We start from the raw sequence: 13,777 nt of genomic DNA on the forward strand, positions 1-13,777 counted from the left end.
CATGGCAGATACTATTAGTGAACCAAGCCAGAGCGAAACCTCCGCAGAACGGTCCCAAAAACTGGAGGGCATTGGCTGCAAAAGAAAACGCGTTGAAGACATCCGGTTCACTCAAGGTCACGGAAATTACGTTGACGATGTGAAGCTGCCGGGCATGCTCTTTGGCGATTTTGCTAGAAGCCCATACGCACATGCCAGAATTAAGCACATCAACAAGGAAAGTGCACTCAAAGTGCCAGGTGTTCTTGCGGTGCTTACAGCCGAAGATCTAATTCCTCTTAATCTGCATTATATGCCCACTTTGGCGGGCGATGTGCAGGCTGTTCTGGCGCACGAGAAAGTCCTTTTTCAAAATCAGGAAGTCGCGTTCATCGTTGCGCGAGATCGATACGCAGCCGCTGATGGCGTTGAAGCCCTTGAGGTTGAGTACGAAGAGCTTGAACCTCTTTTAAACGCGCTCAAAGCATTAGATGATGATGCTCCTGTTTTACGTGATGACCTTGCCGGTAAAACCGAGGGCGCTCACGGACCACGAGAGCACCATAACCATATTTTCACATGGTCCGCAGGAGATGAGGCTGCAACACAAGAGGCTTTTGATAAAGCTGATGTGGTGATTGAAGAGTACCTTGCGCATCCAAGGGTTCATCCGTGCCCACTAGAAACATGTGGCTCCGTTGCGGATATGAATCCGATCACTGGTCAGCTCACCCTATGGGGAACTTTTCAGGCCCCTCATGTGGTTCGCACCGTTGCCGCACTCATCACCAATATACCAGAACACAAAATACGGGTGATCTCACCGGATATCGGCGGAGGCTTTGGCAACAAGGTTGGCGTCTATCCCGGATATGTCATGTCCGTCGTTGCCAGTATTGTACTGAAAAAGCCGGTTAAGTGGATTGAAGACCGGATGGAAAACCTTTCCACCACGGCCTTTGCTCGCGATTACCACATAACGGCAGAGCTTGCGGCGACGAAAGAAGGCAAGGTCATTGGCATGCGCAGCCATGTATTTGCTGACCATGGTGCATTTGATGCCTGCGCGGATCCAAGCAAATACCCTGCTGGAATGTACCATATCTGTACTGGGTCCTACGACATCCCGACCGCATTTTGTTCGGTCAAAGGCGTGTACACGAACAAAGCACCCGGTGGCGTGTCTTACAGGTGCTCTTTCCGCGTAACAGAAGCCGTTTACACAATTGAACGGGCAATGGATCTTCTGGCTCAAAAGCTGGACATGGACCCAGCCGAATTACGCCAGAAAAACCTGATCCAGCCAGAGCAGTTTCCCTACACTTCCGCCTTCGGCTGGGAATACGATAGCGGCGACTATCCAACTGCCATGGCAAAAACACTGGAAGCGGTTGACTACAAGAAGTTACGACAACAACAAGCGCAGATGGTCGAAGATTTCAAGGCAGGGACATCCCGCGAGATCATGGGTGTCGGCCTTTCCTTCTTTACGGAGGTTGTGGGAGCTGGCCCCTCCAAGAATTGCGATATCCTCGGCATTAACATGTTCGACAGTTGCGAAATCAGGGTCCACCCAACGGGAGCAGCAATTGCACGCCTTGGTGTTAAAAGCCAGGGTCAGGGGCATGAGACCACATTTGCGCAAATTCTTGCCAGTGAAACTGGGTTGCCAGCTGACATGATCACCATTGAGGAAGGTGATACAGACACCGCGCCTTATGGCCTCGGGACCTACGGCTCACGCTCTACGCCTGTTGCAGGGGCTGCCGCAGCAAGGGCTGGTCGCAAAATCAAACACAAGGCACAGCTCATTGCCTCTCACTTACTGGAGGTCCATCACGATGACCTTGAGTGGGATGTTGACGGGTTTGCCATCAAAGGGATGCCGGACAAGCGCAGATCCATGAAGGAGATCGCCTGGGCTGCCTACAACAATCTTCCTAAGGGTATGGAACCTGGACTTGAAGCGGTTGATTATTACGATCCGCCAAACTTCACATTCCCCTATGGGGCCTATCTTTGTGTTCTTCGCATTGATGTTGATACGGGTGTTTATAGTGTTGATCGGTTCTACGCGCTGGATGATTGCGGCACCCGGATTAATCCGATGATCATTGAGGGCCAAATCCACGGCGGACTCACAGAAGCCTTCGCGGTTGCAATGGGCCAGTTGATCGACTTTGATGAAACCGGGAACATACTTGGCGCAAGCTTGATGGACTTTTTTCTGCCAACTGCGGTGGAAACACCCAAGTGGGAAACCGATCATACAGAAGTCCCGAGCCCTCATCATCCGATTGGAGCCAAAGGTGTTGGCGAAAGCCCGCATGTAGGAGGCGTTCCAGCATTCTCTAATGCAGTGAATGATGCATTCAGAGCCTTTGGAGGTGTGCATACACATATGCCCCACACACACTCCAACATCTGGAACTATGCTCGCTCTCTGGGAATGATTGATAGCTAGTATGAAGATTGCAGAGGCCAGTGATCTGGCCTCTCTTTTTCGCAGCTATCCCATTTGGAACACTCTGATGTCTATTTCCTTGAACTATCAGAAATTGCTCGCAGAGGCCGGTTACATTGCCGGTAAGCGCTTGTCCCTTGCCATCTCGATGGCAGAAACACTGGAGCGGCCACTTCTTTTGGAAGGAGAGGCAGGAGCTGGTAAAACATTTGTTGCCCAATCTCTGGCGAAAGCTCTGGGCCGTGACCTTATCAGGTTGCAGTGCTACGAAGGCTTGGATGCCCAGCAGTCGATATATGAATGGAACTATCAACGCCAAATGCTAGCGATTGCGTTGGCAGGCAAACAAAACAATTCGCTTGAAGACGCGGATCTGTTTTCCTCTGACAACCTCATCCGGCGGCCCCTTCTTGACTCAATAAGCCGCCAGCAGGCCCCTGTCCTGCTCATTGATGAAGTTGATCGGGCTGACGAGGAATTTGAAGCATTCCTTTTGGAGATTCTGTCAGAGTATCAGGTTACTATTCCTGAACTCGGCGCTATTCAGGCTGTCTCAAAGCCGCTTGTAATCATCACATCAAACGGGGTGAGAGACATTTCAGATGCGCTTCGGCGTCGCTGTCTGTTTCAGTATGTGGAGTATCCAGACTACGCTACAGAACTACGCATTATTCAAGTGCATTTGCCGCAATGCAGTCTCAAACTGGCCAGTTCTGTTGCAGCCTTTGTTGCCCAGCTCCGCAAGGAGGACCTGAACAAGAATCCGGGAGTTGCAGAAACGCTGGACTGGGCAGCCGCGCTTATGGGGTTACAAATCACAGATGTCGCAGAAAGCCTCGAACAAGCCTATGACGCTTTGTTTTGCCTCTTGAAAACCAAAGAGGACCAAGACCAAATCCCGTTTTCTGTGTTTGAGAGATTAGTGGCTAGGTCGATATGACAGAGCACAGCACACCGCAAAGCCCACCATCAGTATCAACAGCAGAGCGGATTATCCAGTTCTCACGCCTTCTTCGCGACAATGCGTTCCACGTCACGATTGCAGATACAGAGCAGGCCTTACGCATTTTTGCAAATGATCCAGCAACTTTGAAGAAGCACAATTTCTTTCAGATTTTGCAGATCCTGTTTTGTAAAAAGCACGCTGATCTGGAGCAGTTTCGTTATATCTTTGATGCGTTTTGGCAGGGGAAGGCCAAACATACCAAAACGATTTACAAGGAGTACAGCCTTGCCGCTCAAGCAGTTGTAAATCGCAACCAGTCCTCGCAAGAGGTTGCTGGGCCACAGAGCGGTATGGCAAGCTATTTCGACTGGCGTAAGGCTCAAGACAGCGCAGATACTGCATCTGATGAGGGGGAAGACTCCTCGCTTAAAATGTGCGGAGCAAGCGACGTGCCCAATGCTGCCAAAACTGATTTCGGCACCATTCAGGACCCTGAACAAGCGGAGGCCCTCTTACAGCTCGCGGCCAAGTTAGGAAAGCAACTGCATTACCTGCATAGTCGCAGAAACAAGGCCTCTCTTCGAGGGAGGAGAATTGATCTGCGGCGCACAATGAGAAAGTCGCTTGCCACTCAAGGCTTGCCAACAAACATTGCACGGCGGCAGCGTAAGAAACCACCTTTACAGCTTCTCTTGTTTGTTGATGTGTCAGGATCAATGGAAGCGTACTCGATTTTTTTTGCGCATTTCATGATGGCGCTAGTGCACGAGAACCGGCACGCAGAGGCATTCTTTTTCAATACGCGTCTTTTGCATATCTCACCGAGCATTCGCCAAATGAAGACTGACGAAATGGTCGATAAATTCAGTCTGCTGGGACAAGATTGGTCAGGGGGCACTCGCATTGGAGATGTGCTGTCTAGTTTCAATAATGGGCACCGCGCAACTGCAAAGAGACGGCAAACACTTTGTCTCTTGATGAGTGATGGATATGACGCGGGAGATCAGGACCAGCTGGCAGGCCAGCTGAAGGTGCTGAAGAGAAGCTGCCGAAAGCTCATCTGGCTTAATCCTTTGCTGGGCCGCGCGGCCTTTGTGCCAACAGCTGCTGGCGCTCGTTTGCTTCAACAGCATGCCGACATGGCTTTGCCAGTACATAACTTGAAGTCTTTGCAAGACGTGGAAAAGGTGTTGATCCATGAACCCTAGCTCGGCCACTATTGCACTTTCACGGCCCCACCAAGTTGAGACGGACGAAAGTGAATTCGCTCATACACAACAGGTCTATGCCCGCGTAACAGTTATTCGAAGAATAGGAACAACCAGCTCACGAGTCGGGGACCGGTTTTTGGTAACTGCTGCGGGCGAGCTTAGGGGTTTTTCTGGCGGGGGCTGCGTGCGCTCAGCGATCAAGCGCGTTGCAGCAAAAGCCATTGAGACAGGTCAGTCCCAAATTCTGCATGTTGTTCCCAAAACCAAGGCTGATTTACCTGCGGAAGAGCGTGCCGAGCGAGCGATCAGCAATTGCCCGAGTCAGGGAGAAATGGAGCTTTTTGTTGAGCCGATTTTTCCAAAACCCTGCCTAGCGATATTCGGTGATACATATGTCGCCGGATCAATCAAACCGCTTGCTGAATTTGCTGGCTGGCAGATTGTAGAGCTGCAAAATGAACCGGCGCATGAAGACCTGCCAGACACTGATTTTGCTGTTGTGGCAACAATGGGAAATGGAGATAAGGCGGCTCTTAAATCTTGTTTTGCAAAGGGCTACAAGCACGTCTTATTTGTGGCCAGCACCAAGAAGGTCATAAGCCTAAAACAAAGTCTGCAAAGCGAAGTCCCGGTTGAGGCTTATGATAGCTTGATCTCCCCGGCTGGTTTGAACATTGGCGCAAAGACGCCCGAAGAAATAGCAATCTCAATAGTGGCTGAACTTATCTCGTTGCGCCAAGACAGCGAAGGACAGAGCTGCTGATGAATACGCTTGCAGATTTTGAGGTCGTGCTCGCCGCTGCGGGTCTTTCCCGGCGAATGGGGGCAGTAAACAAGCTTTTGCTGCGTATAGACGATGAACCTCTCATCCGCAAAGCAGCGCGCCTTTACAGCAGCTTGGGTATGCGCGTGATCGTTGTGACCGGCCATGAAGCAGACAAGACGGAGAGCGCCTTAGATGGGGTTCCTGTCACAACAGTCTTCAACCCCCACTATATGGAGGGGCAGCGGACTTCCATTCAAGTTGGCTTGCAACATGCATCATTAGATCGAAAAGGACTGGTGATTGCCCTTGCAGACCAGCCAGAACTCACAAGCCAAGACATTTCGGCCCTTTGCAATGCCCATCAGACCAGCCGAGCTGATAAAATTCTGGTTCCGTATTTCAAAGGGCAGCGTGGCAACCCCATCGTCTTTCCATGCTCAATTGCACGCAGGCTCATGCATAGTGGTCAAATACCCGGATGCCGGCGATTTATTGACGAAAATCCAGCCTTGGTTCGTCGCTTTAAAGCGCCAAACCATCACTTCACCTCAGACATAGACTGCCCTGCTGATCTTGGGCGCTTGCAGTCTACAAATCTCATAATTAAGGAATAAGCCAATGGAAATTTCCGGTCAAAGCCTGATTGAAGCCGATATCAATACTGTATGGGCTGGCCTGAACGACCCTGAGGTTTTACAGGCATCTATTCCTGGATGCGAGAGTCTTGAGGCAACAGGTGAAAACCAGTTTAAGGCTACTGTTTCTATCAAAATTGGCCCGGTCAAAGCTCGTTTCCAAGGAGAGGTGACACTCAAGGACCTCAACCCACCCAACGGATATGTAATTGTTGGCTCCGGCTCAGCAGGGCCGATGGGAGCTGCAAAAGGAAACGCTGAGGTTACGCTCTCCAGAGAAAGCCAAGGCACGCGCCTAGATTATACCGTGAATGCAGATTTAAGCGGAAAAATTGCTCAATTAGGCGGGCGCTTGATCCAAAGCACAGCAGGCGTTCTTGCAAAGCAATTTTTTAAAAACTTCTCAACTCAGATTGAAAAGCCCGCGCTTACAACGCCCGCATCTAACCTCTCTCAATCAACCAACACTGTGACGGGCACTTCCAATATCTGGATATATATCGGCATCGGGGCTGTGCTACTGGGCATCATTGCATATGTCGTCACTGCGTGATGTGAACATGCATCCTATGCAGTTTCTCAGCTTCAATCGAAATGCCCTCCGTCTCTTGAGGGGGCCTTTCAAGAAACCAGTGATCTGGATTCTTGTTCTGGCAATCCCGCTCATCTCCCCAGCCCACTCTATCGGCTGGGGACCGAGCGGCGACCAGTGGATGCTTATCTGTTCTCCCTCTGGGAATTATTGGGTCCACCTGGAAACGGGCGCGCGAAAAAAATCTGATGAGCCTACAGACAAAAAACATAACACCCCATGCCACAGCTTGGTTAACCGGCGACCTACCACGCCGGAGAGAAAATTACCGTAAAGAGAAGAATAAACCTGCCAGATCTTCCAAAGGTGAAATTGTTTAAAGCCTAGTTTTTCAAACGGGGGCAGATGACATTTATGGTAGTGGACGCACTTTCTCGAGTTATCTGACCAACTGGATCAAAGTACACTGGAACTAACTTTAGCTAGCAAAGAAAAATAAACGGGAAATACGTTTCATGACACCAGTTGCAGTCCAGCCTTACCTCGTATCAACTAAAACATAAACAACCTATACTTTTACAGAGGTTTGTCTTAGCCTCAAGATCATAAAATTGGCCATTGGATTTCGAATTAGTTTTTCAGAAAGACACTATGTATAATGCTAACCTATACTTATAATTTACCTCTGGTGGCTGCGTCTGTCTTGGTTGCGATCCTGGCTGCATTTTCAGGCATGGCACTTACCAACGGCCTTTCACGACTACCCTCTACGAAGCGAAAACTGCTCATTGCAATGGCGGCCTGCATCATCGGTGGCGGTATCTGGTCCATGCACTTCGTCGCTCTGCTTGCGCTCAATCTTCCAGTATCAGTCTCCTATGATCTCATCTGGACTATCGGGTCTGTACTGGTCGAAATTCTTATGAGCGGGACTGCGTTGCTCATCTTACATTTTGGCAAAAGAAACTGGGTCAACATGGGCTTGGCAGGTGCAATCTTGGGCTACGGGGTTGTTACAATGCACTTTGTTGGCATGTTTAGCATAAGAGGCTGTCTTCCTGTTTACGGAGCTGGCGCTAAAATCCTGCCAATTCTGGTGGGGCCTGCCACAGGTATTCTTGCTGTATGGGCCGCTTACAGCAACCGCACCAAAATGAATATTCTTCTTGGCTCAATTCTCTTTGGTCTATCAGTCTCCGTCATACACTACGTAACTATGTATTGGACCGGGTTCGCAATTTTACCTGCACAGATGAGCATCGACTACTCACTGGATGATAGTACTCTTGCTTTGTGGGTTTTGTTTTCAGCTTTCGGTATTTGCGCCTTGTTCTTATTTACCTCCGCGACATTTCTTGAACCCAAAGCCATGCCCGAAACAAAAGAGATTGACGAACAGCCAGATCGAGAGAGCCAAATCGAGGCTCATGAGCCAGCCCCTAGCTCACATCATGCTGAGGAGGCTCCTTCCAGCATTCCCAGCGAAATTCGTATCCCCTATGAAAAAGACAACTCTCTGCGCTTTTTGCATAGCAATGACGTCGCTGTCATTCAGGCTGAAGGGCACTACAGCATCCTTTATACGACAAACGAAACGCTCTTTTGCCCATGGTCTATCTCAAATGCGGCAGAGCAAATGCCAGATAACTTCATTCGCACGCACAGATCGTATATCGTCAACCTTGACCATGTATCTGGCTTTGCCAGAAACAAAGACAACGGAAAATGCACTTTCGATGCACTAGCAAACCTCTCAAATGTCCCCATCAGCCGATCTCGCATCGATACGGTTAAAAATGCATTGGGGTTATAGGCTGCTTGAGCACCCAGAAAATCTTATCTTTTTGATATGCCTTTAATTTCACATGGTGCTTGCATGTCCACACGCTGTCTCTCTTGATAGTCACCTGACCCGAAAGCGCTAACACATCCGGCCAATATCGTCTTGCACATGCATTGTGACCCGATAATTGATGGAGCTGAGTGGCTCAGTCGATCTAAAAGGAAGATGTATAATGCCGACGACGCATAAGAGTGTTTGAAACAACCAGTAAATGCATGCGCATAACACTGGCAGCTGCTTCACTGTTTCTGGCAGCAACATTGTTCATTAAATCTCTATGTTGGAGCCCAAGTTGTTCAATCGTACTCCTTGAGTAAGTAATCTTGCGTTGCTGCATCCAAGAGGCCTGCTTTCGCACTTCTCTAATTTCGTTATAGATATTGAGAAAGAGCCGATTATGGGCCATTTCAGCAAGTCTGTAATGGAATATCTCATCGGCACTTTCGTAGACATCGGTGTCGCTGGCGTCCAAAGTTGCCTGCATGAGCTGACGCAACCGGTTGAGTTCTTCAAAGGTCGCACGTTCTGCTGCAAGCGCTGCAAGTGCTGGTTCAACTTCCAAGCGTACTTCCATTAACTCCCTTGGGGTAATACGACTAGCCAGCACACGAATTCGGCCTGCATCAGCTGCAGGTGGGGGCGCTACAAATGTTCCTTGCCCACGCCGACGAAAAACAAGACCAGCCTGCTCTAACTCTTTGAGAATGTGCCGTACGCGAACTCGGCTAATACCGAGTTTAGAAGCTAATGCCCTCTCTGGAAGTAACCTGCCGTTAGAGATAAACGCACAGTCATTTTCTCTGTCTTTAATTGCATCTAGCAACGCTTGTTCCGGAGGCTTACCACTCAACACCATCTTGCTGCTATGTTCCCAGTAAGTCTGCAAGCATCCGCACAGAGGTTACAGCCAAGAAGATCCCAAAAACATTACGCAGGCGGTTTCTAGGAATACTATGTGCAATCTTCACGCCCACACGTGCAAACGAAGTGCTCATTGGGATTATGATGCCTGCCGCAAGCAAATTTACATAGCCAAGGGAGAACGGCGGAAGTCCCTCCTGCCCCAATCCGCTTAGCGCATAGATAATTGCGCTTGGAAAGCCGATAATGAACCCAATTGCAGCAGAGGAACCGACAGCCCTGCGAATATCATAGCCAAGGAAGTTCAAAATCGGCACGCAAACTGTGCCTCCGCCAATACCCATCATCGCGGAGACCGTGCCAGCAAAGACTCCTAGCGCCGCCCACACCGGCTTTGCGAAATTGCGGGGTTCATTCGTTTCTTTTGCTTTGCGCGCGATCATCTCAATCGAAACAACCGCTGCAACAATTGCGAAAATGGCTATCAGAACATAACCGGACACGTAGCTGCCAAGCAGTGAACCCAAAATCACACCGATTAAGATCGCCGGGGCCCACAGTTTAAGAAGTTCGATATCAATGACGCCGCGTTTGTAATGCCCCCAACTGGAGGAAAGAGATGTAAAAACTATTGTTAGCAAAGACGTTGCAACAGCTATCTGCATCGCTAAACCAGCACCAATACCTGCAACTTGAGTGAGCGCTATGTACAAGGCAGGTACGATAACTATACCCCCACCCACACCAAGCAGCCCAGCTAAGATACCCCCCAACACTCCCGCAGCAACAGATATTGATGCCATCGTGAGTACGCCGGTTAGATCGAAGTATTCCATTCAATTCCCTTCTCTATTGCAAAGCCTGAAGAGTTTGTAGGTTGATTACATCACCGCTCTACCTGCCGACAGCATAGGCTTGCATAAGGCGAGGCGTTGCAGCGGCTTGTAATGCGCCAGAGGGGGTCCGCATCGCGGCAGTTAACCTGCCAACCGACCAGGATTCAGCAACGACCACCTTATGTCCTCTCGCTCTTAACCCTTCGATGACCGCCTCCCCAACCTCAGGTTCGACGACAATCTCGCCCACTCTTGTTTCTCGCGGATAAAAGGAACTTTGAAAATGAGTGGTATGGAACAAGGGAGAATCCATTCCCTCTTGTAGATTCAAACCATGATGCACAAAACGCAAAAACCAGATCAATTGCCATTGATCCTGCTGGTCTCCGCCCGGAGTACCAAAAACGAGCCTGGTGCCATCTTTTTCTGCAAAGCTTGGTGTTAGCGTTGTTCGCGGACGTTTGCCCGGAGCAAGTGAGTTGGGCATGTTTTCTTCCAACCAGAACATTTGCGCACGCGAGTTCAATGGGAAGCCTAAGCCAGGGATAACAGGCGAGCTTTGCAACCACCCTCCTGAGGGAGTTGCCGAAACCATGTTGCCCCATTTATCGATGACGTCCAGATGGACCGTATCTCCACGCTTTTCGGTCAAATGGGCCATTGTGGGTTCACCAGCACTCACGCCTCTGGCTGCGCCGAAGTCTCTTTCAGCTCGGTCGATGTATGCATCCGCTAAGTGCTCAAACCCAATGATCCGGCCCGGTCTTTGCTCCAGGGATGCGTTTTCGCCGATCAATTGGCACCTTTGCGCGGCATATGCATCCGATAGTAACTGTTCGAGAGGCACCTCACAGAAAGCGGGGTCTCCATAGTAGGTCTCGCGGTCCGCAAAGGCGAGCTTCATCGCCTCAATCACCGTATGGATGAACTCCTCACCGTTAGGGTCCATTTTACTAAGGTCGATTTTTTTCAGGATCGACAAAGCCTGAAGCATGACAGGCCCTTGGCCCCAAGGCTGTGTTTTATGAACTGTCCAGCCATGATACTCAAAACTGACTGTATCTTCGATCGTTGCGCTCCAGTCAGCTAGATCAGAGCGAGACAGGAGTGCTTTATGTTTCTTCTCTGAGACATCCATGACCGAGGCGTCACAAAGATAGTCACAGATGCTGTCTGCTACAAAACCTGATTTCCATATTTCACGCGCGGCAGAGATCTGTCCTTTGCGGTCTTCGCTCTTGTTTTCCGCTTCCTGCACGATACGCTCGTAGGTGCTGGCAAGGCCTGGGTTCTTGAAGCTTGAATTTGGTTCTGGAACACTACCCTGTGGCATCCACACAGCTGCAGAACTCGGCCATTCGTCCTTAAAGAAGTTTGCTAGGTCGCCTATTGTGTGGGAGACACGCGGCAAAACAGGGTGCCCCTCTCTTGCATAAAAGATAGCCGGCTCAAATACATCTCGAAGAGACATTGTCCCGTAATCTTCTAGCATTAACATCCAGCCGTCGAACGCACCCGGAACCACTGTCGCAAGGAGCCCTGACCCAGGAATCAGGCTTAAGCCTTGTTCTTGTAAATTTTCGATAGTTGCTGCAGCAGGTGCAACACCTTGAGCGCACAAAACCTCCGGCCTTCCCTTAGAGGCTTCGTAGAGAATTGCGGGCACTTCGCCAGCTGGCCCGTTTAGATGTGGCTCAACGACTTGAAGGACAAGGCCAGCTGCAACCGATGCGTCGAACGCATTGCCGCCTTTTTCTAAAATTCCAAACCCAACAGCAGAAGCAATCCAGTGTGTGGATGTCACGACACCGAAAGTGCCACGGATCTCAGGACGCGTTGTAAATTCCATTTTTATTCACTTCATTTTTCACGAGGGTCGAGCGCATCGCGCAAACCATCACCCAATAAATTAAATCCAAGAACGACAAGAAAGATTGCTATCCCCGGCCACATCGCCATCCACGGTGCCTGGTGCAGGTAGTTCTTTGCAATGTTGAGCATTTGCCCCCAGCTAGGGTCCGGTGCCTGTTGCCCAAGTCCCAAAAAACTAAGTGATGCTTCAGCTATGATCGCAGTTGCAACCGAAAGTGTTCCCTGGACCAGAACTGGGGGGAGTACATTGGGAAAGATGTACCTACGCAGGATTTTGAATGTGGGAAGCCCGACAGCTCTGGCACTCTCAACGTAGTCTTCTGCTTTGACAGATAACACTTGTCCGCGGGTCAAACGGATGAAGATTGGCGTTGTCGATATCCCGATTGCGATCATAGCATTCGTTAGGCTAGGCCCCAAAAACGCTGCCAAAGCAATGGCAAGCACAAGAAACGGGGCTGCAAGCAAAGCTTCTGTACATCTGGATATTACGGCATCAACCCAACCCGAAAAATACCCGGCCAGTATTCCCAGAGGAACGCCCAAACCAATCGCAATTGCAACAGATACAACACCCGCTAACAATGAGGCTTGAGCACCCCAGATCATCCGGGACAATACATCCCGGCCAATTTCATCAGTCCCAAAGGGGTGAGCAAGTGACGGCGCTTTTCGTACCGCCATCCAGTCGGTTGCCGCAGGATCGTCGATTGGCAGAATTGGTGCGAACAACGCAACCACAACAAAGAAGAGCGCAAGCCCGCCACCGACCATGGCGCTACGATGCGTTCGAAATTTTTTCCATACTCGGTTCTCGCGCTTGGCTACGAGTATGGGATCGGGTACAGACACATTTTCTGAAGCATGTGTCATGCGAGATTCCTGAGCTTGGGGTTTAAGAGGACATATGCCACATCCGCAATCAAGTTCATCAAAATGAAGCCAACAGCTGTTACGAGAACAACGCCTTGCACAACAGCGTAGTCACGGTTGAACACGGCATCTACAATCAGTTTTCCAAATCCTGGAATTGTAAAAATTTGCTCAGTTAAAACAGCTCCCGCTATGAGTTCGCCAAACAGCAACGCAGTTAAAGTTACTATTGGCGTCGCAGCATTTCGAAATGCATGTTTGAGAATAACTGTTCGCTCTTGGAGCCCTTTTGCTCGCGCTGTTCGAACATAGTCTGACTTTAGTACATCCAGCATAGCTGAGCGCGTGTGGCGCATTAAAGTCGCTGCCAATGCCGTTCCAAGAACAAAAGCAGGCATAATCATCACACTCATGGAGCGCAGAGGATCCTCGAAAATAGACACAAACCCTGAGGCTGGCAAAAGCTGCCACTTTACCGAAATTAGCAGGATCAACATGATGCCGAGCCAGAAGTTTGGTATGGACAAACCTGAAAGCGCAATAGCATTTGCGCAATAATCAATGAAGGTTCCCTTTTTAACAGCAGATAGAATACCAGCTGGAATTCCAATAAGGAGTGCAATAATCATTGCCATGACTGCAAGCTGAAACGTAACTGGAAGCTTCTCTAATATAAGATCAAGTACCGGCTGGTTTGTTCTCAAAGATATTCCAAGATCTCCACGCAAAGCGTTGCCTATCCAGTTTAGATATTGAATAGGAATAGGATCGTTCAGGCGGTATTTTTCGCGCAAGTATTCCAGAACCTGAGGATCTCGCTCTTCGCCCGCCATTGCTAAAACAGGGTCGCCCGGAAGTAATTTCTGCAACGTAAATACGAAAATTGAGATCAAAATAATTGTCGGGATCGCAATCACCAGACGACGCAGAACGAAATTAAGCATCTCTTAGACTTTCAA

General features: G+C 49.7%; 12 protein-coding genes. 7 read left to right on the forward strand and 5 right to left on the reverse strand.

What is annotated here, in order from left to right:
• Position 1: 1 nt before the first annotated feature.
• The 7 genes from BMZ51_RS04610 (at position 2) to BMZ51_RS04645 (ending at position 8,346) form a co-directional block, all read left to right on the forward strand.
• Complete coding sequence (locus tag BMZ51_RS04610; protein ID WP_068010563.1) at positions 2–2,443, forward strand: aerobic carbon-monoxide dehydrogenase large subunit; 2,442 nt, start codon at positions 2–4, stop codon at positions 2,441–2,443.
• A gap of 67 nt (positions 2,444–2,510) precedes the next feature.
• A complete protein-coding gene (locus BMZ51_RS04615; RefSeq protein ID WP_068010726.1) occupies positions 2,511–3,383 on the forward strand; it encodes an AAA family ATPase in 873 nt (290 codons plus the stop codon).
• Complete coding sequence (locus BMZ51_RS04620; protein ID WP_068010561.1) at positions 3,380–4,597, forward strand: vWA domain-containing protein; 1,218 nt, start codon at positions 3,380–3,382, stop codon at positions 4,595–4,597. The genes BMZ51_RS04615 and BMZ51_RS04620 overlap by 4 nt, the downstream gene beginning before the upstream one ends.
• Positions 4,587–5,363 carry an XdhC family protein gene (locus BMZ51_RS04625; protein ID WP_082825745.1) on the forward strand — a complete coding sequence of 259 codons (777 nt, stop codon included), beginning with the start codon at positions 4,587–4,589 and terminating at the stop codon, positions 5,361–5,363. The genes BMZ51_RS04620 and BMZ51_RS04625 overlap by 11 nt, the downstream gene beginning before the upstream one ends.
• Positions 5,363–5,980, forward strand: coding sequence for a nucleotidyltransferase family protein (locus BMZ51_RS04630; RefSeq protein ID WP_068010558.1), 618 nt, complete (start codon positions 5,363–5,365; stop codon positions 5,978–5,980). The genes BMZ51_RS04625 and BMZ51_RS04630 overlap by 1 nt, the downstream gene beginning before the upstream one ends.
• Positions 5,981–5,984: 4 nt before the next feature.
• Complete coding sequence (locus tag BMZ51_RS04635) at positions 5,985–6,554, forward strand: SRPBCC family protein (RefSeq protein WP_074881769.1); 570 nt, start codon at positions 5,985–5,987, stop codon at positions 6,552–6,554.
• A 637-nt stretch (positions 6,555–7,191) separates the two neighbouring features.
• Positions 7,192–8,346, forward strand: a complete 1,155-nt coding sequence (locus BMZ51_RS04645; protein ID WP_068010554.1) for an MHYT domain-containing protein — start codon at positions 7,192–7,194, stop codon at positions 8,344–8,346.
• Between the two features lie 184 nt (positions 8,347–8,530).
• On the opposite strand, the gene BMZ51_RS04650 is transcribed toward BMZ51_RS04645, so the two are convergent.
• The 5 genes from BMZ51_RS04650 to BMZ51_RS04670 are packed head-to-tail and all read right to left on the reverse strand — an operon-like array spanning position 8,531 to position 13,762.
• Entirely contained in the window at positions 8,531–9,226 is a 696-nt protein-coding gene (locus tag BMZ51_RS04650) for a FadR/GntR family transcriptional regulator (protein WP_208979258.1), read from the reverse strand.
• A 13-nt stretch (positions 9,227–9,239) separates the two neighbouring features.
• On the reverse strand, positions 9,240–10,073 hold the full coding sequence (locus tag BMZ51_RS04655; RefSeq protein WP_068010550.1) for a sulfite exporter TauE/SafE family protein: 834 nt from the start codon (positions 10,071–10,073) through the stop codon (positions 9,240–9,242).
• Positions 10,074–10,131: 58 nt separating this feature from the next.
• The gene (locus BMZ51_RS04660; protein WP_068010548.1) at positions 10,132–11,922 is read right to left on the reverse strand and encodes a gamma-glutamyltransferase family protein; all 1,791 of its coding nucleotides are present in this window, start codon (positions 11,920–11,922) and stop codon (positions 10,132–10,134) included.
• 11 nt (positions 11,923–11,933) lie between these two features.
• Positions 11,934–12,818: an ABC transporter permease gene (locus tag BMZ51_RS04665; protein WP_068010546.1), complete on the reverse strand. Its 885-nt coding sequence runs from the start codon at positions 12,816–12,818 to the stop codon at positions 11,934–11,936.
• Entirely contained in the window at positions 12,815–13,762 is a 948-nt protein-coding gene (locus BMZ51_RS04670; protein ID WP_068010544.1) for an ABC transporter permease, read from the reverse strand. The genes BMZ51_RS04665 and BMZ51_RS04670 overlap by 4 nt, the downstream gene beginning before the upstream one ends.
• Positions 13,763–13,777 lie beyond the last annotated feature (15 nt).

The organism is Pseudovibrio axinellae (assembly GCF_900110875.1).
Taxonomy (GTDB): Bacteria; Pseudomonadota; Alphaproteobacteria; order Rhizobiales; family Stappiaceae; genus Pseudovibrio; species Pseudovibrio axinellae.